19 protein-coding genes are annotated in these 23,006 nt (G+C 65.7%); 4 read left to right on the forward strand and 15 right to left on the reverse strand.

The window, feature by feature from the left end; translation table 11 throughout:
• Positions 1-80 precede the first annotated feature (80 nt).
• Positions 81-1,499, forward strand: coding sequence for an aminotransferase-like domain-containing protein (locus ACYVG8_RS01390; protein ID WP_460744930.1), 1,419 nt, complete (start codon positions 81-83; stop codon positions 1,497-1,499).
• A 29-nt stretch (positions 1,500-1,528) separates the two neighbouring features.
• Here the strand turns inward: ACYVG8_RS01390 and ACYVG8_RS01395 are convergent, their stop codons facing one another.
• The 9 genes from ACYVG8_RS01395 to ACYVG8_RS01435 form a co-directional block, all read right to left on the reverse strand.
• Positions 1,529-2,062, reverse strand: a complete 534-nt coding sequence (locus ACYVG8_RS01395) for an ABC-type transport auxiliary lipoprotein family protein (protein ID WP_051528579.1) — start codon at positions 2,060-2,062, stop codon at positions 1,529-1,531.
• The gene (locus ACYVG8_RS01400) at positions 2,059-2,964 is read right to left on the reverse strand and encodes an MlaD family protein (RefSeq protein WP_107889375.1); all 906 of its coding nucleotides are present in this window, start codon (positions 2,962-2,964) and stop codon (positions 2,059-2,061) included. The genes ACYVG8_RS01395 and ACYVG8_RS01400 overlap by 4 nt, the downstream gene beginning before the upstream one ends.
• Entirely contained in the window at positions 2,964-3,758 is a 795-nt protein-coding gene (locus ACYVG8_RS01405; protein ID WP_199489747.1) for an ABC transporter ATP-binding protein, read from the reverse strand. The genes ACYVG8_RS01400 and ACYVG8_RS01405 overlap by 1 nt, the downstream gene beginning before the upstream one ends.
• A gap of 2 nt (positions 3,759-3,760) precedes the next feature.
• Positions 3,761-4,873: an MlaE family ABC transporter permease gene (locus tag ACYVG8_RS01410; RefSeq protein WP_112692165.1), complete on the reverse strand. Its 1,113-nt coding sequence runs from the start codon at positions 4,871-4,873 to the stop codon at positions 3,761-3,763.
• 38 nt (positions 4,874-4,911) lie between these two features.
• Complete coding sequence (locus ACYVG8_RS01415; RefSeq protein ID WP_112692166.1) at positions 4,912-5,493, reverse strand: DJ-1/PfpI family protein; 582 nt, start codon at positions 5,491-5,493, stop codon at positions 4,912-4,914.
• A 142-nt stretch (positions 5,494-5,635) separates the two neighbouring features.
• Positions 5,636-7,048 carry an FAD-dependent oxidoreductase gene (locus ACYVG8_RS01420; protein ID WP_028497622.1) on the reverse strand — a complete coding sequence of 471 codons (1,413 nt, stop codon included), beginning with the start codon at positions 7,046-7,048 and terminating at the stop codon, positions 5,636-5,638.
• A gap of 138 nt (positions 7,049-7,186) precedes the next feature.
• Positions 7,187-11,638, reverse strand: a complete 4,452-nt coding sequence (gene gltB / locus ACYVG8_RS01425) for a glutamate synthase large subunit (RefSeq protein ID WP_028497621.1) — start codon at positions 11,636-11,638, stop codon at positions 7,187-7,189.
• A gap of 318 nt (positions 11,639-11,956) precedes the next feature.
• A complete protein-coding gene (gene hemF, locus ACYVG8_RS01430) occupies positions 11,957-12,865 on the reverse strand; it encodes an oxygen-dependent coproporphyrinogen oxidase (protein WP_028497620.1) in 909 nt (302 codons plus the stop codon).
• Positions 12,866-12,936: 71 nt separating this feature from the next.
• Entirely contained in the window at positions 12,937-14,085 is a 1,149-nt protein-coding gene (locus tag ACYVG8_RS01435) for a trans-sulfuration enzyme family protein (protein WP_028497619.1), read from the reverse strand.
• 299 nt (positions 14,086-14,384) lie between these two features.
• Here ACYVG8_RS01435 and ACYVG8_RS01440 point away from each other — a divergent pair, with 299 nt between their 5' ends.
• The gene (locus ACYVG8_RS01440) at positions 14,385-16,154 is read left to right on the forward strand and encodes an AMP-dependent synthetase/ligase (RefSeq protein WP_028497618.1); all 1,770 of its coding nucleotides are present in this window, start codon (positions 14,385-14,387) and stop codon (positions 16,152-16,154) included.
• Between the two features lie 180 nt (positions 16,155-16,334).
• On the opposite strand, the gene ACYVG8_RS01445 is transcribed toward ACYVG8_RS01440, so the two are convergent.
• The 6 genes from ACYVG8_RS01445 to queG all read right to left on the reverse strand — a co-directional run bounded on the left by ACYVG8_RS01445 (position 16,335) and on the right by queG (position 21,261).
• Positions 16,335-16,907 carry a GNAT family N-acetyltransferase gene (locus tag ACYVG8_RS01445; protein ID WP_460744931.1) on the reverse strand — a complete coding sequence of 191 codons (573 nt, stop codon included), beginning with the start codon at positions 16,905-16,907 and terminating at the stop codon, positions 16,335-16,337.
• On the reverse strand, positions 16,886-17,278 hold the full coding sequence (locus ACYVG8_RS01450) for a VOC family protein (protein WP_028497617.1): 393 nt from the start codon (positions 17,276-17,278) through the stop codon (positions 16,886-16,888). Before ACYVG8_RS01450 ends, ACYVG8_RS01445 begins: the two co-directional genes overlap by 22 nt.
• 106 nt (positions 17,279-17,384) lie before the next feature.
• Positions 17,385-17,615: a hypothetical protein gene (locus ACYVG8_RS01455; protein WP_028497616.1), complete on the reverse strand. Its 231-nt coding sequence runs from the start codon at positions 17,613-17,615 to the stop codon at positions 17,385-17,387.
• A 314-nt stretch (positions 17,616-17,929) separates the two neighbouring features.
• Complete coding sequence (locus tag ACYVG8_RS01460) at positions 17,930-19,039, reverse strand: porin (RefSeq protein WP_107889370.1); 1,110 nt, start codon at positions 19,037-19,039, stop codon at positions 17,930-17,932.
• 266 nt (positions 19,040-19,305) lie between these two features.
• Positions 19,306-20,115, reverse strand: a complete 810-nt coding sequence (gene murI / locus ACYVG8_RS01465; RefSeq protein ID WP_112692167.1) for a glutamate racemase — start codon at positions 20,113-20,115, stop codon at positions 19,306-19,308.
• Between the two features lie 39 nt (positions 20,116-20,154).
• Entirely contained in the window at positions 20,155-21,261 is a 1,107-nt protein-coding gene (gene queG / locus ACYVG8_RS01470; protein WP_460744932.1) for a tRNA epoxyqueuosine(34) reductase QueG, read from the reverse strand.
• Here queG and tsaE point away from each other — a divergent pair.
• A complete protein-coding gene (tsaE, locus tag ACYVG8_RS01475) occupies positions 21,260-21,727 on the forward strand; it encodes a tRNA (adenosine(37)-N6)-threonylcarbamoyltransferase complex ATPase subunit type 1 TsaE (protein ID WP_028497612.1) in 468 nt (155 codons plus the stop codon). The two genes, queG and tsaE, sit on opposite strands and share 2 nt — an antisense overlap.
• On the forward strand, positions 21,709-22,974 hold the full coding sequence (locus ACYVG8_RS01480; protein ID WP_112692168.1) for an N-acetylmuramoyl-L-alanine amidase: 1,266 nt from the start codon (positions 21,709-21,711) through the stop codon (positions 22,972-22,974). Before tsaE ends, ACYVG8_RS01480 begins: the two co-directional genes overlap by 19 nt.
• Positions 22,975-23,006 lie beyond the last annotated feature (32 nt).

The raw sequence follows: 23,006 nt of genomic DNA on the forward strand, positions 1-23,006 counted from the left end.
GAACACACAGGTTTTTGCATTTTCAATGCATACAGATGCGACAATGCCACCCGGATGCGATGTTCCACGGTAAAGCCCCCATGCCACCAGAAGCCACAGCCCCCGTACGCAAGTTCCGACTGCTGACCGATACCCTGATCCATGCCATGCGCAGCGGGGCGATGAAACCCGGCGACCGCCTGCCATCGGTGCGCGCGCTATGCCGTATCCACCAGCTCAGCACCAGTACCGTGCGCCGCGTGCTGGAGGACCTGGAAGCGGCCGGCCTGATCGAGGCGCAGCCGCGACGCGGCTATTTCGTTCTCGAACCGCGCATGCCGTCGCCGTCGCCGTCTGCGTCCCGGCCACAGAAGGTCGCAGTCGCACCGCTGGCGCTGCGCCTGTTCGACGCGCTGCGCGACAGCCATATCGCGCCGTTCGGCTCGCCGTTCATCGAACCGGCCTGGCTCGATCTCGACCGGGTCAATTACCACCTGCGCCAGGCCGCCCGGCGCTTCTCCCCCGAGCGCGGGCTGCGCGACCTGCCGCCCGGCAGTGACGCGCTGCGCCAGCAGATCGCCCGCCGCGCCCTGCATCAGGGGGTCACGCTGGACTGGGAGGAAACCGTCATCACCTGCGGCGCCATGGAGGCGCTGAACCTGGCCCTGCGCGCCGTGGCCCGCCCCGGCGACGTGATCGCGGTCGAATCGCCCACTTTCTACGGCCTGCTGCACGCCATCGAAAACAACGGCATGCAGGCGCTGGAGATCCGCACCGACCCGGCACGCGGCATCGACCTCGACGAACTGGATGCCGCCATCCCGCGCCACAACGTCGCTGCCTGCCTGCTGATGCCCTCGCTGCAGAATCCGCTGGGGTTCGTCATGCGTGAAGCCGACAAGCAGCGGCTGATCGACATCCTCGAACGCCACCGGATCCCGCTGATCGAGGACGACGCCTATCGCGAGCTGGCGTTCTCCGACGTGCCGTACCGGCCGGTCAAGCATTACGACCGCAGCGGCCGGGTGCTGTACTGCTCGACGTTCTCGAAGGCATTCTCGCCGGGACCGCGCATTGGCTGGCTCGCTGCCGGCCGTTACTACCGCGAGACACTGCTGCTGAAACTGATGGGCACGCTGGCCACGCCGATTCCGAACCAGATGGCGGTCGCCAGCTATCTGCAGAATGAAAAGCCGGACCGGCGCCTGGCCCAGCTGCGCCGCCGCCTGTCCGGCCAGCTGGCGCGGCTGGCCGACGAGGTCGAACGGCACTTCCCGCCCGGCACCCGCGTGTCACGCCCCGCCGGCGGCTACGTACTGTGGGCCGCCCTGCCGGACAACGTCGATACCCTGGCCGCCTACGACGCCACCATTGCCGACGGCATGAGCTACGTACCCGGCACGATCTTTTCCCCGTCCGGCCGCTTCGGCCACTGCCTGCGCCTGAACGGCGGCTTCGACTTCGACCGCGATGCGCTGGCCCGCCTGGCCCGGCTGGGGCGGCGGCTGACAACGGGCTGAACGCCAGGGCAGTGCGCGCCCGCTTGCCGTTACGGGTGTTGCGCCGCCCAGCGCAGCGCCCGGGCCAGCAGTTCGTCACTGGCGGCGGACAGCGCCGCCACGCCGGCGGCCGCGTCGGCACCGGCCGGCTTTTCCACGCTCAGCCGCGTGCTGTCGACCAGGCGGCCGTCGCGACCGTCACGCAGGCTCAGTGACGCGTCGACGCGGCCGACGCTGTCGGTCGGCGACGAGAACACCTGGCTGAAGTCGTTCAGGCGGATATCGAGAGTCCGCATCCCGGCCTGCGGTGCCGGATCGATGCGCTCTCCGACCAGGTTCGGCACCGCCGACGCCCAGGCACTGCCGGCATAGCGGTAGAGGCGGTGCGGATCGCGATAGGCCAGCCGGTAGTACATGTCGCGGCCGTCCAGCCAGCTTGCCGCCGAGACGGTGACACTCAGCGGCGCGCGCGCCATGCTCCGGGTGTCCAGGGTAAAGCGCGCCGGCCGGGCGACCGGTGCCAGTGCGCAGGCACTCAGGGCCAGCGCGGCCGCGAGGATGAGAAGGGTGGGCAGCCGTTTCATTGATGAGGGTCCTTTTCCCCGGCAAATCCCGGCTCGCCCGGGCCCGGCGGCTCGCTGGCCGCACCGCGCAACAGCTGCTGCGGATCACGCCGCTGCGACTCGATCAGCCGATCGAGCGAGGCGCTGGTCCGCCGCAGTTCATCTACCGCCCGCCGCACTTCCGGCAGCACGCCACGGTCGGTGCGCTCGCCGAGCGCACCGAGACGATCGGCGGCCTGACTGACCGAGCGGGCAGCATCGACCACACTCTGGTCGATGCGGGCCAGGCTGCCACGGCTCTGCTCGCTCAGCGCCTGCAGGCTCTGCATCAGCGCACGGCTGTCGCGCAGCGCGGCACGGGCGTCCTTGCCCAGCGCCGGCAATTCGCGGCTGCTGCGGTCGAGATTGGCCAGCAGCGAGGCAATATGTTCGCGGTTGTCCGCATTCAGAATGTCGTTGACGTGCGCGGCCAGCCTGCGCACTTCGAGCATGGTTTCCGGAATCAGCAGGCCGACTTCCTGCAGCATGGAGGGCGCGACCTCGATCACGTCGCGCTCCGGGTCGAAGGCCGGCCCGCCGCCGTCATCGATCAGTTCGACGAAGGACAGCCCGGTCACGCCCTGGGTGCCGAGCTTGGCGTGCAGCTTGCGGCTGAAATGCAGGCCGGGGTCGATCTTGGCAGTCATGCGCACCTTTTGCATGTCGACCGGATCGATGCGCATGCTGGTCAGCCGCCCGACCTGCAGTCCGCGCAGCAGCACCGGCGCTTCCGGCCGCAGCCCGGCGACCGACTGGCTGGCGACCAGCTGGTAGTCGACCGGCCGCGTACCGCCGCCGCTCATCCACACCACCATGGCGACCAGCAGCGCCAGCAGCGTCAGGGTGAATACCCCGGTCCACAGGGCCAGGCTCTTGCTTTCCATCAGGATTCTCCGGCGGCGTCCCGACCGCTGGCGGCGGGAGGATTCCCGCCGGCGGTCGTGGCGAATTCCGCCCCGAAATAGGATTGAATGAACGGGTGCTGCACCTGGCAGATCTGCGCCAGCGTACCGATGGCGACCAGTTTCCGGTCGGCCAGCACGGCGACCCGGTCGACCAGCCGGCGCATGCGCGCCAGGTCATGGGTCACCATGACGGCGGTCAGCTGATGGCGCTGGCGGGTTTCCAGGATCAGGTCGACGAAGCTCTGCGCCGACAGCGGGTCGAGGCCCGAGGTCGGCTCGTCGAGGAACAGCAGTTCCGGGTCCAGTGCCAGCGAGCGCGCCAGCGCCACGCGCTTGACCATGCCGCCGGACAGCGCCGACGGCGGCTTGTGCAGGTCGGCACTGGCAATGCCGACTTCATCGAGCTTCAGCCGGGCGACCATGCTGGCCACATCGGCCGGCATCCGTGCCGCCTTCAGCGGCAGCATGACGTTTTCCAGCACGCTGAGACTGCCGAACAGCGCGCCGAACTGGAACACCACGCCGAGACGGCGACGCAGCGCACGCTGGCGCATGAACGACATCTGGCCGGGGCGCTCGCCGAGTACGGTCACGCTGCCGGCGGCCGGTTCGGTCAGGCCGATCATGTGCTGCAGCAGCGTGGTCTTGCCGCTGCCGGAGCCGCCGACCAGCGCCAGCACTTCGCCGGTCGCGACCTGCAGCGAAATGTCGTCGTGAATGACCCGCCCGCCGAGCACGGTATGGATATGGGACAGCTGGATGGCGATCGGCACGGTCACTGGACCTGGAACGGAGAGAACAGGATGGCGAACACGGCATCGGCCAGGATCACCAGCGTGATGGACACCACCACCGCACGGGTGGTGGCCGCACCGAGGCTTTCGCTGTTCGGCGCGACGCTGAGCCCGTTGCGGCAGGCCACCAGACCGATCAGCGCCCCGAACACCAGTGACTTGCCCAGCCCGAGATACAGATGCTTGACGGCGACGGCAGTCGGAAAACGGTCGATGAACACCGCCAGCGGCAGATCCAGCGATACCCATGCTGCCAGCGCGCCGCCGATCAGCGCCATCACGTCGGTCCACAGCGCCACCAGCGGCATGGCAATGATCAGTGCCACCACCCGGGGCCATACCAGACTCAGGTTCGGCGACAGGCCCATCGCCAGCATGGCATCGAGCTCCTGGCGGATTTTCATCACCCCGAGTTCGGCCGTGATCGCCGAGCCGGAGCGACCGGCGACCAGGATCGCCGCCAGCATCGGCCCCAGTTCGCGCAGGATGCCGACGCCGAGCAGGTCAACCACCAGAATATTGGCGCCATAGCGGGCCAGTTGCTGCGCCGACAGATAGCTGAGCACGATGCCGATCAGAAAACCGACCAGCGCGGTGATGCCGAGCGCCTTGACCCCGACGCGGAACAGGTTGGCCGACAGGCCGCGCCACGGCATGTCGACCGGATAGCGGAGAATCCAGCCGCTGGCAATCAGCAGCTGGCCGAACAGCATGGTCACGTCGCGCAGTTGCCGGCACAGGGTCAGCATCACGTCACCGACGAAGACCGGCAGGATGCGCCAGCCGGAGGCCTGTCCGCCGGGTGGCGCCGGCAGGGGCGGCAGCGCAGCCAGCCGTGCCAGCAGGACGCGCAGCGGCTCGGCCGCCGTCACGGCCTGCGGCCAGCGCTGTCCCCACACCTGCCACAGCAGGGCGGCACCGCAACTGTCGAGGTGGCCGATGGCGTCGAGATTCCAGCCGGCGGCCTGTGCGGCCGCCTGCTCCAGCCGCTCGCGGAACCGCGCATCCGCCGCCGACAGACCACTCTGGGTCCAGTCGCCGAGCAACGTCAGCGTCCCGTCGGCGGTATCGACCTTCAGCCCGGGAGGATTCATCCGCGAGCGCCCCTTTCCATCATGCCAGTGGCACGAGTTTACAGGGTGATGCGGGTTCCCAGCACCTGCAGAAACTGCGCCAGCCATGCCGGGTGCGCCGGCCAGGCCGGCGCGGTGACCAGATTGCCGTCGGTATGGGCGCTGTCGACCGGGATCGCCTGGTAGCGACCGCCGGCCAGCGTGACCTCGGGCGCGCAGGCCGGGTAGGCCGAACACTCGCGCCCGTCCAGCACGCCGGCAGCCGCCAGCAGCTGGGCACCGTGGCAGACGGCCGCGATCGGCTTTTTGTGCGCGGCGAAGTGGCGGACGATATTCAGCACCCTGTCGTTGAGGCGCAGGTATTCGGGTGCCCGCCCGCCGGGAATCAGCAGTGCGTCGTAATCGGCGGCGTCGGTATCGGCAAAGTCGGCATTCAGCGCGAAGCGATGGCCGGGCTTCTCGCTGTAGGTCTGGGCGCCGTCGAAGTCATGGATGGCGGTCTGCACATGCTCGCCGGCCTTTTTGTCCGGGCACACCGCATGCACGATATGGCCCACCATGGTCAGCGCCTGGAACGGCACCATGGTTTCGTAGTCTTCGGCATAGTCGCCGACCAGCATCAGGATTTTCTTCGCTGCCATCGCTGTCACCTCTTCGCATCGAATCGCCCCAGCGGCGATCCACCGCGTTCAGCATAGCCCTCCGGGGCAGCCGGCGCGCGAGGATGAAAAAAAGCAGGCGCGAGGCCTGCTTCTTCGATGCGAAACACGATGGCACGGCCCGTTACCAGACCTTCAGGTAAGCAAGCATGCCTTCGGCAGCCTGGCGGCCTTCGAATACCGCCCGCACCACCAGATCGGCGCCACGGACCTGGTCACCGCCGGCGAACACCTTCGGGTTGCTGGTCTGGAACTTGTACAGCTGCTTTTCCGCCGCACGGGTGCGACCGCGCTCGTCGGTGGCAATCGATGCACCGTCGAACCACGACTGCCGCTCGGCCTGGAAGCCGAAGGCGATGATGACGTGGTCGCACTCGATGACCTGCTCGCTGCCCGATACCACTTCGGCCGAGCGGCGGCCCTTCGCGTCCGGCTCGCCAAGCCGGGTTTCCGCCAGCTTCAGCCGCAGCGACCCATCGGCAGCGGCTTCGATCGCCACCGGCTGACGGTTCCACAGGAATTCGACGCCTTCCTCGCGCGCATTGCCGACTTCGCGCCGGGAACCCGGCATATTGGCCTCGTCGCGACGATAGGCGCAGATCACCCGCTTCGCGCCCTGACGGATCGAAGTGCGGTTGCAGTCCATTGCCGTGTCGCCGCCGCCCAGCACGACCACGCGCTTGCCTTCCATGCTGACCGGCGCTTCGTCCTTCAGCGTGCCAAGGCTCTGGCGCACGTTGTTGATCAGGAACGGCAGCGCTTCCATCACGCCCGGCAGCGCCTCGCCGGCAAAGCCGCCCTTCATGTACTGGTAGGCGCCCATGCCCATGAACACGGCGTCGTACTCGCCCAGCAGCGTGTCGATGCTGATGTCGCGGCCGATCTCGACGCCGAGGCGGAATTCGACCCCCATGCCTTCCATGATTTCGCGACGACGCGCGACCACGGATTTTTCCAGCTTGAACTCGGGAATGCCGAAGGTCAGCAGCCCGCCGATTTCCTCATAGCGGTCGAACACCACCGGCTTCACGCCGTTGCGCACCAGCACGTCGGCGCAGCCGAGGCCGGCCGGGCCGGCACCGATGACGGCGACCTTCCGGTCGGTCCATACCACCTTGCTCATGTCCGGACGCCAGCCAGCCTTGAACGCCTCGTCGGTAATGTATTTTTCGACCGAGCCGATGCTGACCGCGCCGAAGCCGCCCTGGTTCAGGGTACAGCTGCCTTCGCACAGGCGGTCCTGCGGGCAGACGCGACCGCAGATTTCCGGCAGCGAGTTGGTCTTGTGCGACAGCTCGGCCGCCTCGAACAATTTGCCTTCCGTCACCAGCTTCAGCCAGTTCGGGATGTAGTTGTGCACCGGGCACTCCCACTCGCAGTACGGATTGCCGCAGGACAGGCAGCGGCCAGCCTGCTCGTCCGCGTCATGCGCGTCCAGCGGTGTGTAGATTTCGATGAACTTGCGCCGGCGCAATTCGGCGGGAAGCTTCTCGCCCGGATTGCGCTGCACGTTCATGAACTGGAATACGTCACCCATGATTATGTTCCAGTGAGCCGCGCGCGAATCGTTGCCCGCGCGCGGCGGATTTCCCCGGGGACGGCCGGCCCGTGGCGCGGCAGCCCCCCTCTGTGACCCGGGTCCGGGCGCAGTCCCGCGCCCGTCCCGTTTGCAGCATCAGTCTTTCAGCAGGCTTTCGAGCGTGGCCGCCTTCGGTTTCACCAGCCAGAAGTAGTCGACGTAGTCGTCGAAGTTTTCCAGCATCGCGCGACCGACCACCGATCCGGTGAATTCGACATGCCTGGCGATCTTGTCGAGCAGATAGGCACGGTACATGCCGGTCGCTTCGTTGTTGATCAGGTGAATGTCGACCAGTTCGTTGTTGTAGCGGTAGGCAAAGCGCTCGTTCGGGTCGTAGACGAAGCCGAAGCCGCCGGTCATGCCGGCACCGAAGTTGTAGCCGGTTTCGCCAAGCACGATGACCACGCCGCCGGTCATGTATTCGCAGCAATGGTCGCCCGCGCCTTCGATGACCGCCAGCGCGCCGGAGTTGCGCACGCCGAAGCGCTCGCCGGCCATGCCGGCCGCGAACAGCTGACCACCGGTGGCGCCATACAGGCAGGTGTTGCCGACGATGATCGACGCATTCGACGCGTAGGCGGCCTGCTTCGGCGGGTAGATGACGATGCGGCCACCGGCCATGCCCTTGCCGACGTAGTCGTTGGCATCGCCTTCGAGGTCCAGATGCAGACCGCGCGAGTTCCAGACGCCGAAGCTCTGACCGGCGGAACCGTGGAACCTGAAGGTCAGGCAGCCGTCGGGCAGGCCGTCGGCGCCGTAGCGGCGGGCAATCTCGCCCGACACCCGCGCACCGATCGAGCGGTTGATGTTGCGGATCGGATAGTCGAGCGTCAGCATCGCCTTGTGCTCGATGGCATCCATCGCGTCGACCACCATCTGCTCGGCCAGCTCACCCTTGTCGAAGCTCGGGTTCGAGTCGACCACGCAGAAGCGCGGTTCGCTGTCGGGAATGTCGCCCATCGACACCAGTTCGGACAGGTCCAGCCGCTTCTGGCGGTCGGTCCTGCCTTCGGCCAGTTCGATCAGGTCGAGGCGGCCGATCAGTTCTTCCATCGAGCGCACGCCGAGCTTCGCCATCCATTCGCGCGTTTCCTGCGCGACGAAGGTGAAGTAGTTCATGACCATTTCCGGCAGGCCGATGAAGTACTTGCTGCGCAGCTTGATTTCCTGGGTCGCCACGCCGGTGGCGCAGTTGTTCAGGTGGCAGATGCGCAGGAACTTGCAGCCCAGCGCAATCATCGGGCCGGTACCGAAGCCGAACGACTCGGCGCCGAGGATGGCGGCCTTGATCACGTCGAGGCCGGTTTTCAGGCCACCGTCGGTCTGCATCCGCACCCGGCCGCGCAGGCCGTTGGCGCGCAGCACCTGCTGGGCTTCGGTCAGGCCGAGTTCCCACGGGCTGCCGGCATACTTGACCGAGGTCAGCGGGCTGGCGCCGGTACCGCCGTCATAGCCGGAGATGGTGATCAGGTCGGCATAGGCCTTGGCCACGCCGGCGGCAATGGTGCCGACGCCGGGTTCGGCCACCAGCTTGACGCTGACCAGTGCGGTCGGGTTCACCTGCTTGAGGTCGAAGATCAGCTGGGACAGATCCTCGATCGAGTAGATGTCGTGGTGCGGCGGCGGCGAGATCAGGCTGATGCCGGGCTTGGCGCAGCGCAGGCGGGCGATCAGCGGGCTGACCTTGTCGCCCGGCAGCTGGCCGCCTTCGCCGGGCTTGGCGCCCTGCGCCACCTTGATCTGCAGCACTTCGGCATTGACCAGGTAATGCGGGGTCACGCCGAAGCGGCCGGAGGCGACCTGCTTGATCTTCGACATCCGTTCGGTGCCGTAGCGGGCCGGGTCTTCGCCGCCCTCGCCGGAGTTCGAGCGGCCGCCGAGGCGGTTCATCGCCGTGGCCATCGCTTCGTGGGCTTCCGGGCTCAGCGCGCCGAGCGACATGCCGGCCGAGTCGAAGCGCTTCAGGATCGCCTCGACCGATTCGACTTGGTCGATGTCGATGGCCTGCGCCGGATCGAGCTTCAGCCCCATCAGGTCACGGAACATCGCCACCGGGCGGGTGTTGACCATGTGGGCATAGGTCTGCCACGCATCGTAGTCGGTGTTCTGCACCGCCTTCTGCAGCATCATCACCACGTCCGGGTTGTACGCGTGGTACTCCTCGCCGTGGACGTACTTCAGCAGCCCCCCCTGCGACAGCGGCCGCATCGGGTTGAAGGCAAAGCGGGTCAGCGCCTGCTGGTCGGACTCGAAGTCCTCGAAACGGGCGCCGGAGATGCGCGACGTGGTGCCGCGCAGGCACAGCTCGACCACGTCCTCGTGAACGCCGACCGCTTCGAACAGCTGCGAGCCGCGATAGCTGGCGACGGTGGAAATCCCCATCTTCGACAGCACCTTCAGCAGGCCCTTGTTGATGCCCTTGCGGTAGTGCTGCAGCGCCTCGTTGATCTTCTGGCCGACGACGACCTGGGTGTTGACCAGATCGACGATGACCTGGTACGCCAGGTACGGGTAGACCCCGGTCGCGCCATAGCCGATCAGGCAGGCGATCTGGTGCGGGTCGCGCGCGGTGGCGGTCTCGACCAGGATGTTGGTGCGACAGCGCAGGCCGGTCTCGATCAGCGCATGGTGCACGGCGCCGGTGGCGAACAGGGCATGGATCGGCAGGCGGTTGTGCGCGACATTGCGGTCGGACAGCACGACAATGACCGTACCTTCGCGCACCGCCTCGACCACGTGCCCGGTCAGGCGGCGGATCGCCGCTTCCAGGTCGATGTCCGCCGGGTCGTAGCACAGGTCGAAGGTGGTCGCCTTCAGGTTGGGGTCCGGACGGGTGGTCAGGTGAACGAATTTCTCGTGGCTCAGTACCGGGCTGCGCACTTCGAGCCGCTTCGCGTGTTCGGCGGTTTCCTCGAACATGTTGCGTTCAGGGCCGAAGACGGTGTTCAGCGACATGACCACCGCTTCGCGGATCGGGTCGATCGGCGGGTTGGTGACCTGGGCGAACTGCTGACGCAGGAAGTCGAACGGCGAGCGCACGCGCTCGGACAGCACCGCCATCGGCGTGTCGTCACCCATCGAGCCGACTGCTTCCTGGGCCTGTTCGGCCAGCACGCGCAGCACCTGGTCGCGTTCTTCGGCACTGACGTTGAACAGCTTCTGGTAGATGGCCAGTTGCTCGGGCGGCATCACCGCCAGCGTGGTGTCGTCGTCGAGCGAGAATTCGAGCTTGCGCGCGTTGTCCTTGATCCACTGCCGGTACGGCTTGGCGGTCTTCAGCATCGCGTCGATGTCGTCCGGCAGCAGCAGCTCGCCGGTGCTCAGGTCGGCGCCGAAGATCTGCCCCGGCTTGACCCGGCCCTTGGTGACCACGTCTTCAGGGGCGTAGTCCCACACGCCCACTTCGGACGAGATGGTCAGGATGCGGTCCCTGGTGACCACGTAGCGCGCCGGACGCAGGCCGTTGCGGTCGAGCATGCAGGCGGCGTAGCGCCCGTCGGTCAGCACGATGCCGGCCGGGCCGTCCCACGGCTCCATGTGCATCGAGTTGAATTCGTAGAAGGCGCGCAGGTCCTTGTCGGTCGAGTCGACGTTCTGCCAGGCCGGCGGTACCAGCAGGCGCAGGGCGCGGAACAGCGGGATGCCGCCCATCAGCAGGCCTTCGAGCATATTGTCGAGGCTCATCGAGTCGGAGCCGTCGACCTGCACGATCGGACGCACCGCGTCCATGTCCAGCACCGGCGATTCCATGATCCGCTCGCGGGCGCGGGCCCAGTAGCGGTTGCCCTGCACGGTGTTGATTTCACCGTTGTGCGCCAGGTAGCGGAACGGCTGCGCCAGCTTCCACTGCGGCCAGGTATTGGTCGAGAAGCGCTGGTGGAACACGGCCAGGCTCGACTCGAAACGCGGGTCGTTCAGGTCGAGGAAGAACAGCGGCAGGTTGTCCGGCGTGACCAGGCCCTTGTACGACAGGGTGTCCGGGTTCAGGGTCGGAATGTAGAAGGACTTGTCGCCCTGATTGGCCTTTTCGGCCAGCCGGCGGCCAACGTACAGGCTGCGCTTGAACGCCGCCTCCTCCATCCCGAACGGACAGTTGACGAAGACCTGCTTGATCACCGGCAGCGTCTTCAGTGCATATTCACCACAGGCCGACACATCGGTCGGCACGTCGCGATAGCCGGCGACTTCCAGCCCCTGCTGTTCGAGCGTCTCGCTCAACCGGGCCAGCGACGCCTGGCCGACCGCGGGGTCGGCACCGACGAACACCAGACCGGCCGCGTAGATTTTCTTCAGCGCGATGCCGCTTTCGGCGGCGACTTCACGCAGGAAGCCGTCGGGTTTGCGAAAAAGCAGGCCACAGCCGTCACCCGACTTGCCATCGGCGGCAACCGCGCCGCGGTGGGTCAGTTGGGCCAGCGAACTGATGGCGGTCTTGACCAGCCAGTGGGACGGCTGATCGTCAAGCTGCGCGATCAGGCCGAAGCCACAGCTGTCCTGCTCGAAGGCGGGGCGATACAAGGTCCCCCGCAACCACTGCTGTCTTTCCATTACTGCCTGCCTAACAATCATGAATCAATGACACGGATGTGAACGATTGTAGGGTCGCACGGGCACCAGCGGCAAACCTTTTTTGTGCATTGCATTATCAATTTCAAATCAATGACTTGCCGTTTTTTTCTGCTGATTTTTCCCGTCAGTTTGTACATATTTGCGTCAGAATTTTCCGTACTTCGGACATGACTGTTTAATATTCCGCACCAGATGTTTGATCTTTTTTTACACCCGGGACCGGACAAAATGCTGATTGCCGGACAAGAAAAATGCCGCGGCAAGCGGCATTCGGGGATTTGATGCCAAAAATCCGGCTCAGGCCGCAGCCAGCCAGTCGCGCGGCGGCAGGAAAGCGTCAAGCAGCCGCGCTTCGTCACTGCCGGCGGCCGGCGCATGCGCATAGCGCCACTCGACTCTGGGCGGCATTGACATCAGGATCGACTCGGTGCGTCCCCCCGACTGCAGGCCGAACAGCGTGCCGCGATCGTAGACCAGGTTGAATTCGACGTAGCGTCCGCGACGGATCGCCTGCCACTCGCGTTCGCGCTCGCCGAAGGGCAGATCGCCGCGCCGCGCCAGGATCGGCAGGTAGGCGCCGAGAAAGGCGTCGCCAACCGAGCGCGTCAGCGCAAAGCTGCGCTCGTAGCCAAGGTCGTTCAGGTCGTCGAAGAAGATGCCGCCGATGCCGCGCGCCTCATTGCGGTGCTTGAGGAAGAAGTAGCGGTCACACCAGGCCTTGTAGGCCGGATGGCGATCAGCGCCGAAGGGCGCCAGCGCGTCGCGACAGGCGGTGTGGAAATGGCGGGCGTCGTCCTCGAAGCCGTAATACGGCGTCAGGTCCATGCCGCCGCCGAACCACCACACCGGTGCCTCGCCGTCGCGGGTGGCGACGAACACCCGCACGTTCATGTGCGTGGTCGGTGCATACGGATTGCGCGGATGCAGCACCAGCGACACGCCGAGCGCCTCGAAGCCGCGGCCGGCCAGTTCCGGGCGCGAGGCCGAGGCCGACGGCGGCAGACAGGCGCCGCTGACATGGGAGAAATTCACCCCGCCGCGCTCGAACACATTGCCGCCCTCGATCACGCAGCTGGTGCCGCCGCCGCCTTCGGGACGTGTCCAGCTGTCGCGGACGAAGGCCTGGCCGTCCAGCGCTTCCAGGCTGCCGACGATGCGCGCCTGCAGGCCGGTGAAATAGGTTTTGAGTTCGGTAACGGAGAGCATGGCGGGCGGGAGGCAGTCGGAAACCGGTATTGTAACGGCATTGCCTCCCGTGCCCATGCCGATCGGCCGGCTCAGTCCGCCAGCGCCCGGGTCAGGTCGTCGATCAGGTCATCCGCGTCCTCGATGCCGATCGACAGCCGCAGCATGCCTTCGCGGATGCCGCAGGCCGCCTTGACCTCGGCCGGCATCGAACCGTGCGACATGGTCGCCGAGTGGTTGACGATGCTTTCGACGCCGCCGAGCGACTCGCCAAGCGCGAACAGCTGCAGCCGGTCAGCCACCCGCGCGGCGGCAGCACGGCTGTTGTCGCGCAGATAAATGGTGACGATGCCGCCGAAGCCGCGCATCTGCCGGCGGGCCAGCGCATGCTGCGGATGGCTGGCCAGTCCCGGATAGATGACCTTTTCCACTGCAGGCTGCCCCTGCAGCCATTCGGCGATGCGACCGGCGTTTTCCTCATGTCGCTGCATGCGCAGATGCAGGGTCTTGATGCCGCGCAGCACCAGAAAGGAATCCTGCGGGCCGGCAACGGCGCCAGCGCTGTTCTGCACCAGCTTCATCTGCTGGAACAGCGCGTCGTCGTCGACGCAGGCCACGCCCAGCAGCACGTCGGAGTGACCGCCAAGGTATTTGGTGGCCGAGTGGACAATGATGTCGATGCCGAAGTCACGCGGCGACTGCAGGTAGGGCGAGGCGAAGGTATTGTCGATCGCGGTCGGCACGCCACGCGCGCGGCAGATCGACGCGACCCGTTCCAGGTCGACGATGTTCAGCAACGGGTTGGTCGGCGACTCCAGCCACACCAGCCGGGTACGCTCGCTGATCAGCGCGTTCAGCTGCCCGGGGTCGCTCGCCAGGTCGGCGAAGGTCACGATCACGCCGGACGGCTGGTACAGCCGGGTCAGCAGCCGGTAGGCGCCGCCATAGCAGTCGGCGACGGCGATGATCTCGTCGCCCGGCTTCAGCATCGCGCGCAGCACGCTGTCGATGGCCGCCATGCCGCTGCCGAAGGCCAGGCCGTACTTCATGCCTTCCAGTGCGGCGACATTGGCTTCGAGCGCCGCCCGGGTCGGGTTGCCGGAGCGCGAATAGCAGAACGGCTGCTCATCGCCGAGGTGGTCATAGCTGAAGATCGAGGTCTGATAGATCGGCGGCATCACCGCATGGGTGGTGGCGTCACGCTCATAGCCGGCGTGAATGGCTCGGGTTGCGAATTTCATGGCAGTAAGGATGACGGACGGAGCGGACTAGCATAGCAGGGTGGCCCGTGCACGTGTCACTGGCATGATCGCGCGTGTCAAGTCGTGGCAACACCATTTTATTCCTCACGGATATCAAGGTGTTATCTGCCATTTTTTTGAATTAGAGCAAAAACTCTTATTGTCTGACAAAAACGGTCACCTGCAGAAAACAATGCCTCAAAACCCTTGATCTGTTTCAGCTTTTCCCTCGTCAGAACTTTACATCGCCAGGCAAAAGTCTTACCTTCGGCTCCTTCGCAGTCAATTCAACCTTTCGAATGGCTCTTACCCGTGTTTTTGACCTGATCCGCCACCAGCTCGCCTCCTACCCCCGCCCGGACTGCCTCAATGCCCGGGACGGCCACGGCTGGCGCAGCTACAGTACCCAGGACGTTGTCGACACCGCCGACCGCCTGAGTCATGGCCTGCTGGCCATGGGCATCCGCCGCGGCGACAAGGTGGCGCTGGTATCGAACAACTGCCCGGAGTGGCTGCTGGTCGACCTCGCCCTGCAACAGATCGGCGCGATCAGCGTCCCGCTGTACCCGACCCTGCCGGTCGACGACATGCGCTACATCGTCGACCATGCCGGCATCAAGCTGGCGTTCGCCGGCGACAAGGCGCTGTTCCAGCGCATCACCGAAGCCACCAGCCACCTGCCCGCCTGCCCGGTCTACACCTTTGCCGATGTCGCCGGTGCGCCGTCCTGGCATGAAGTGCTGCTGCGCGGCGGCGATGGTCACCCGGCCGTGCTTGATGCGCTGCGCGACTCGGTACAGGCCGATGACCTGCTGACCATCATCTACACCTCCGGCACCACCGGGCGGCCCAAGGGCGTCATGCTGAGCCACCACAATGTGGTCAGCAACGCGATGGCCGTTTCGCGCTTCACGCCGCTGGAATACGGGATCTGGAAGGCGGTCAGCTTCCTGCCGCTGTCGCACGTGTTCGAGCGCAGCGTCACCTACATCTATTTCTATGCCGGCATTGGCGTGTATCACGCCAAGAATGTCGACGCGATCGCCGCGACCCTGGGCGATGTCCATCCGGAAGTGTTCACCACCGTTCCGCGCCTGCTGGAAAAGGTCTACGAAAAGCTGGTCGGCAAGCAGAACGAGCTGCATGGCGTCACCCGCAAGCTGTACCAGGCCGCGATCCGCCATGCCGAGACCTTCGAGCCGCGCGACAAGCCCGGCGTCATCGGCCGCCTGCGCCACCAGCTGTTCGACCGCCTGGTCTACAGCAAGTGGCGCGCCGCGCTCGGCGGCAACACGAAGATGATCGTGGTCGGTTCGGCCGCGCTGCAGCCGCGCCTGTCGCGCCTGTTCTGGGCCGCCGGCATCATCGTGTCCGAAGGTTACGGCATGACCGAGGCGTCACCGATCCTGACCGGCAACGTGTTCAATGCCGAACACACCGCCATCGGCACCGTCGGCGTCCCGATGGACAATGTGGAAATCCGCATCGCGCCGGATGGCGAGATCATCGCCCGCGGGCCGAACATCATGCTCGGCTACTACCGCGACCCGGAGCAGACCGCCGAAGCCCTGAAGGACGGCTGGCTGCATACCGGCGACGTCGGCGAATTCGATGCCGAAGGCAATCTGCGCATCACCGATCGCAAGAAGGAAATGTTCAAGACCAGCTGCGGCAAGTATGTCGCGCCGCAGGTGATCGAGAACAAGCTGAAGGAATCGGCCTTTATCGATCAGGTGATGGTGGTCGGCGACGGCCGCAAGTACGCCAGTGCGCTGGTGGTGCCGCTGTTCGAGCAGCTGCGCGCCTGGTGCGTGCAGCAGGGGCTGAACCTCAGAAGCGAAGCCGAGATGATCGCGCACCCGAAAGTCCGCGAGCTGATCGAGCACGAGGTCAAGCGCTTCAACCGCCTGTTCGGCAACTGGGAGCAGGTGAAGAAGATCGCGCTGGTCGACCGGCCATGGAGCATCGACGCCGGCGAGCTGGCGCCAACGCTGAAACTGCGCCGCAAGGTGATCACCGAACGCTTCCATACGCTGATCGACAGCATGTACGCGGGCCATGCCCTGTAAGCCGGGCCCAGACGGCGACAAAGGTGGGCATCAACGGTCACCGTGGCGTCGGTGCACGCCCGCCTGACAGAATCTGCCGTCCCCGCCGCCGCGGGGAAACCTCGCTTCGCTTGTCCGTTCTTTGCAGGCAGCGTTTATGGACTGTCCAGGGCCCGCTGATGCGGGCCCTTTCTTTTTCGGCTATCCATCACCGTGCGGTGCCGGTGCGGATGCGTGTCGGGGCGCCAGCATCCGGACCATCGCCACCCGCCCGGCGAGGCCCGCCTCGGCCTCCGCCGCGAGGATGTCGGCGATAAAGCCGGGAATGTCCTTGTTCGCCAGCGGCAAAAACCCGCCGCGCCGGTACAGCGCCATCCCCGGCCCGAATGCCTGGAACGTGGTCAGGTACAGGGCCGGCGCGCCCGCCTGCTGCGCCCAGTCGATCACGGCGTCAAGCAGGCCGCTGCCGATGCCGCGGCGGCCGTGCGCCGGATGCACATCGATCTCCGCCAGCAGCGCGGCCTTCCCTTCCCGGCGCGCGCAGGCAAACCCGACCACGGTTCCGGCCGGATCGCGGGCGACCCACAGGCGGCCTTCGCGCTGCGCCGCCTCCAGTTGCGGCAACGGCAGGGTGTCGCCGCGCAATGGCACGGGCAGCAGGGACAGCGGGAAACGGCTCGCGGCAGCACGTTCGACAGCGGCCAGCGCCGGCACCTCGTCCGGCTGTGCCGGTGCGAGCCGGTAGCCGTCGATCAACCGCCGATGGGGGAGCACAGCTCGACCAGCACCCCGTTCATGTCACGCACATAGGCGACCGTCTGGCCCCATGGCTGCACGGCCGGTACCGCGACCGAGGTCGCGCCGGCCGCCACGGCACGGGCATGGGCGGCAACCACGTCGTCGCTGACGAAGGCCAGCTCGATGCCGAGCGGATCGGCTGCCGGCGCCGCCTTGACGTAGCGCCCGCCCAGCAACTGGTCTCCCATGCCGTGCGACGCGAATGCCAGCGCGGTGCCGCCGGTCTCCAGCTCGCCGTACTCGCCCGACTCGTGCAGGAAGCGGGTATCAAAGCCAAAGGCCTGCTGGTAGAAGGCCAGCGTTTCCGCGACCGATGCCACATAAACGATGGTGTAGCCGAATTTCATGCAGGGGGACTCCGGGCAAGGGGTTTTCAGGAACGGCAGGCAAAAAAACGGCCGCCAGATGGCGACCGGGTCAACTTTGCCTGTATCAGTTCCCTGCTGGCAACGCTCAGAACGACGACGACAGCGTCGCGGCGAGTGCCACGCACAATCCCATCAGCGACAGCGGCGCCACCCAGCGCGCCGATGAGCGACGAACGGCCGGGCGCTTGCGCAGGATCGCCCGCGGCATCGCTTCGTCGCCAAGATAGCAGCTGGCACGGTCAAGCGAACCGGTCAGGTAGTCGAAGGCGTCATGCTTCGGGTGTTCGATGCGGGCGGTAGAGTAGCGGCCGTTCATTTGGAAATCTCCACTGGGTCAGTGCGTGCTTGCATGTTACACCAAAGGTACGGCATGTAACAGCTTGTACATGATCAGCGGCAAAATACCCTTGCGGCATGGCTTTCACGACAAATGGTGCATCGCCATATCCAGTGCATCTGCCTGCGATATGACGAAAAACACTTGGTTTTCCATACCGGAAACGGCGTCGACCACAGGAACCGGCCTGTATTCCTGGTGTGGTATTTTTCACACGCCGCAGACGAAAAAAACCGCCACCTGTCCAGGTGGCGGAAAAGCGGGCTCTTTATACCCCGGCATGCCAGGCAGGATCAGAACCTGTGCTGCAGGCCGACCGCCACCGTGTGCTCGCTGTCGTCGCTGCCATTGGTGTACTGGTCGCTGCCGTACTTTGTATAGCCATACGATGCATAGGCCGTGGTGCGCTTGCTCAGCGCGTAGTCGACACCGACGATGTACTGGTTGTAGCCGCTGTTGTTCTGGGTGCTGCCATTGACCTTGGCATCGTCGCCCCATGCATAGGTCACGCGCGGCGTGATGGCGCCAAAGGTGTAGCCAACGGTCAGTGCGGCTTCCCGGGTTTCGATCTTGTCGCTGTTGCCGAAGCTGCCGACCCCGGTCACGCTGCCGTTCAGGTCATTGCTGCTGCGGCCCCAGATATTGCTGGAGCCCAGCGTGGCATCGCTGCCGTACTGCTTCGACTCCTGGTAGGCCGCCGACACCAGCAGGTTGTTGGCGTGATAGCCACCCTCCAGCCGCCAGTAGTTGCCGTCCTGACCATTGGCGCCCTGGTCCTGGAACTGCATGTAGCCGAGTTTGCCGAAGAAGCCGCTGTTCTGGTAACCCATGCCGACGCCCCAGGCATCGCCGTGATTGCGCCCGTTGCCCTGGTGCGAGCCGTCCGGCTGCTCGTTCTCGCCCACGCTGTAGATGGCGGAGAAGTCGAAGCCGTACAGCGTCGGCATGTCGTAGCGGACGGCATTGTTGTAGCGGCCGTCAAAGCGGGTCATGGTGCCGAGCCCGTTGACGCCCTGCCCGTACAGCCACGGGTCCATGGTTTCCATGTCGGAGTTCATGTAGTCGGACAGCTTGCCGACACGCACGGTACCGAACTGGCTCTGCAGGCCGACGAAGCTGTCACGGGTCGCCCATGAGCCATTGCCGTTGATGTCGGAGCCGTCGACGCTGAGATAGGACTCGACCTGCCACAGCGCTTTCAGGCCGTTGCCCAGTTCCTCGTCACCCTTGAAGCCGATATACGAGCCGGTGTCATCGACCCGGGTCTGGCTGCCGTGGCCCTGATCGGCATTCATCAGGCTTTTGCCGCTCTCCACATCGGCCTCGATATTGCCGTAGATCGTGACATCGGCCAGGGCGGTCAGCGGCAGCATGGCCACTGTCAGTGCAATCAGTTTTTTCATCTGCATTTCCTTCTCGTCAAGTCGGGGGATCGCCACGACAGGGTGGCGACGGCACAAGCGCCTTCACGCCCTGCACAGTCTGAATATACATACATACATTCAAGCACGTATTTTAATTAACGAGACGGAGGTGAATACACTGGGTGCAATCCGGAACAAAGCGCTTTTTATTCATCAACTTGCCGAAAAACCTCCTGCATGTTGCACAAAAACAACACGCCCCGTCCGGCAAGGGACGGGGCGTGTGCGGGGCAGCGGGTGACGGCTTACAGATTGACCATTTCCAGCCGCTGGATACTGCGGCCGAGGAAGCGCTCGCCAATGGTCTGGAACTTCAACGGGATGTCGGTCACGAAATAGCGGTAATGGGTTTCGGGCGACGGCCCGTTCAGCAGGTTCAGCGCGCCGAGCGTCTGTGCGGTCGATTCCGCCGTGGTCACGGCCGAGTCGACGAGTTCGATGCCGCTGCCGGCCACCTCGGCCAGCAGCGGCTTCAGCAGCGGGTAATGGGTGCAGCCGAGCACCAGGGTGTCGACGTTCTCGATCAGTACCGTCTTCAGGTATTCCTCGGCGGTCAGCCGGGTGACGGCATGGTCGAGCCAGCCCTCCTCGACCAGCGGCACGAACAGCGGACAGGCCTGCGAGTACACGCGCGCATCCGGATTGATCTGGTGGATCGCCCGCGCATAGGCATTGGCATTGATGGTGGTCGGCGTGGCAATCACGGCGATGTCACCGGAGCGGCTGGCCGCTGCCGCCGCGCGGCTGCCGGCATCGATCACGTCCAGCACCGGCACGTCGCCGGCCACTTCGCGCACGATGTCGGCCGCCACCGCCGCCATGGTATTGCAGGCGATGATCAGCGCCTTGACGTCGCGCGCCAGCAGGAATTCGGCAATCTGCCGGGTATAGCTCTGGATGGTCGAAACCGACTTGCTGCCGTACGGCACGCGGGCGGTGTCGCCAAAATAAAGGATGTTCTCGAACGGCAGGCGGTCCATCAAGGCGCGCACGACGGTCAATCCGCCAATGCCGGAATCGAATACGCCTATCGGGCGTCGGTCGGGAGCAGTCATGATCTGGAAACCTGGAGCGAACGAAACAAGCCGGCCAGTCTACTCCTTGTCGGCACAAGACTCATGTCCGCCGGACTGCCCGTGCCGGGCCCAGGCCCAGTGCACATGCTCGCGCACCAGGGCCGACGGATCGTTCAGCCGGCTCTGCAGCGCGGCCAGCACCGCCGGCGTCGTCGGCGCATTGCCGAGCGCCACGGCGATATTGCGCAGCCAGCGCTCGTGGCCGATGCGGTGGATGGCGCTGCCGGCCAGGCGCTCGGCAAAATCCGCCGCACTCCAGGCGAACAGCCCGACCAGGCTGGCGCTGTCCAGCCCGTGCCGCGGCGCGAAGTCGGCCTCGGCGGTCGGCACCGCAAAGCGGTTCCACGGGCAGACCAGCTGACAGTCGTCGCAGCCGTAGATCCGGTTGCCGAGCAGTGGCCGCAGCGGCTCGGGAATCGCGCCTTGCAGCTCGATGGTCAGGTAGGAGATGCAGCGCCGCGCGTCAACGGTGTATGGCGCCACGATGGCGCCGGTCGGACAGACGTCGATGCAGCGCGTGCAGCGGCCGCAGTGCGGTTCAATCGCCTGATCGACATCCAGCGGCAGGTCGGTAAACAGCTCGCCAAGGAAGAACAGCGAGCCCTGCTCGCGGGTCAGCAGCAAGGTGTGCTTGCCGCGCCAGCCGAGCCCGGACTGGCTGGCCAGCGCAACCTCCATCACCGGCGCACTGTCGGTGAAGGCGCGATGGCCGAACGGGCCGACTGCCTGCTGGATGCGCTCTGCCAGCTTCTGCAGCCGGTTGCGCAAGACCTTGTGGTAGTCACGGCCCAGCGCATAGCGCGAGATGTAGGCACGATCGGGGTCAGCCAGTTGCTGGTCGGCATCGTGCGCGCTGCCGGGCCAGTAATTGAGCCGCACGCTGATGACCGTGCGCGAGCCCGGCACCAGCTCGGCGGGCCGGGCGCGCTTGAAGCCGTGCCGGGCCATATAATCCATGTCACCATGAAATCCGGCGGCCAGCCACGATTCAAGACCGGTTTCGGCCCCGACAGGCAATGACGCCCGGGTAATCTTGATGTCGGTGAAGCCAAGATCGCGCGCCCACTCTTTGACTCGATCGGTCAATTCGCGATAATCGGTGTTTTCTGGGATGGATGCGGACATGGCGACGGCAACGGACACGCTGGAATGGGTTCTGGCCGACGAAGCCGCCACGCTCGCTTGTGGCGTTCGGCTGGCGGCTTTACTACAACCGGGAATGACGGTCTTTCTGGACGGCGATCTCGGCGCCGGAAAAACCACGTTGACCCGCGGCATTTTACGGGGTTTCGGCCATGCGGGCCGGGTGAAAAGCCCTACCTATGCGCTGGTCGAGCCCTACGCATTCGATACCTTTACCGTTTATCACTTTGACCTCTACCGATTCGCCGATCCGGATGAATGGGTGGACGCCGGCTTTCGCGAGCTCTTTCGCGACGACAGCATTTGCCTGATCGAGTGGCCGGAAAAAGCCGGGGCGCTGTTGCCGGCCCCCGACCTGACTGCGCGTCTGCTGCCTGACGGTGACGGGCGCACGCTCAGTCTGACCGCGCACAGCGCCAAGGGAATGCAATGTCTGAATCGACTCTGATCACCCGCCGCCGGCTGCTGCAGGCCGGCGGTGCCGTCATGCTGCTGTCGCTGTCGCGCGTGGGTTGCGCCGCGGCGCCGACCATTGTCGCCGTCCGCAGCTGGCCGTCCAATACCTACACCCGCGTCACGCTGGAGTCCAGCGAGAAGCTGAAGTTCCGCTCGTTCACCATGCAGAACCCGGACCGGGTGGTCATCGACATCGAGGGGGTGCAGCTGAACGCTGCGCTGCGCGACGTCGGCAATGCCATTCTCGGCGACGATCCGTATATCCGCGCCGCCCGCGCCGGCCAGTTCGACCCGAACACGGTACGGCTGGTGCTCGACGTCAAGGCACCGGTCAACCCGCAGGTGTTCACGCTGCCACCGGTGTCCGAGTACCGCCACCGGCTGGTCATCGACCTGTATCCGACCCACAGCGCCGACCCGCTGCTGGCGCTGCTGAACGACTACAACAACGGCAAGATCCAGAACGATGTGGCCACGCCGCCGCCGGCCCGGGACAAGGACGCCGCGCCGTCGCGCCAGCCGGATCGCGGCCGGCGCGAGTTTCTGGTCATGCTCGACCCCGGCCATGGCGGCGAGGACCCGGGCGCGATCGGCCCCAGCGGCGCACGCGAAAAGGATGTGGTGCTGGCGATCGCCAAGCAGCTGAAACGCCGCATCGACGCCACGCCGGGCATGCGCGTGATGCTGACCCGCGACGACGACATCTTCATTCCGCTCGGGGTGCGGGTCGCCAAGGCACGCAAGGCGAATGCCGACCTGTTCATCTCCATCCATGCCGACGCATTCACCACCCCGGCCGCCAACGGCTCCTCGGTGTTCACGCTGTCGGACAAGGGCGCGACCAGCACCGCCGCCAAGTGGCTGGCCAAGACCCAGAACGACGCCGACCTGATCGGCGGGGTCAGGATCGACGCCGGGCGCGACCGCTACCTGGCCCACACGCTGCTGGACCTGACCCAGACCGCGACCATCAACGACAGCATGCGGCTGGCCAAGTCGGTGCTCGGCGAGATCGGCGACATCAACCGCCTGCACAGCGGCAAGGTCGAACAGGCCGGCTTTGCGGTACTGAAGGCGCCGGACATCCCGTCGATCCTGGTCGAGACGGCCTTTATCTCCAACCCGGCCGAAGAGGCCCGGCTGGTGACGTCGTCGCACCAGGCCAAGATCGCCGATGCAATCCTGACCGGGGTCAAGCGCTACGCGTCGCGCACCAACTCCATCGTCGCCCGCAGCTAGGGCGCCTGGTCCGGACGAAAAAAAAGCATCCT

Source organism: Microvirgula curvata, assembly GCF_054781615.1.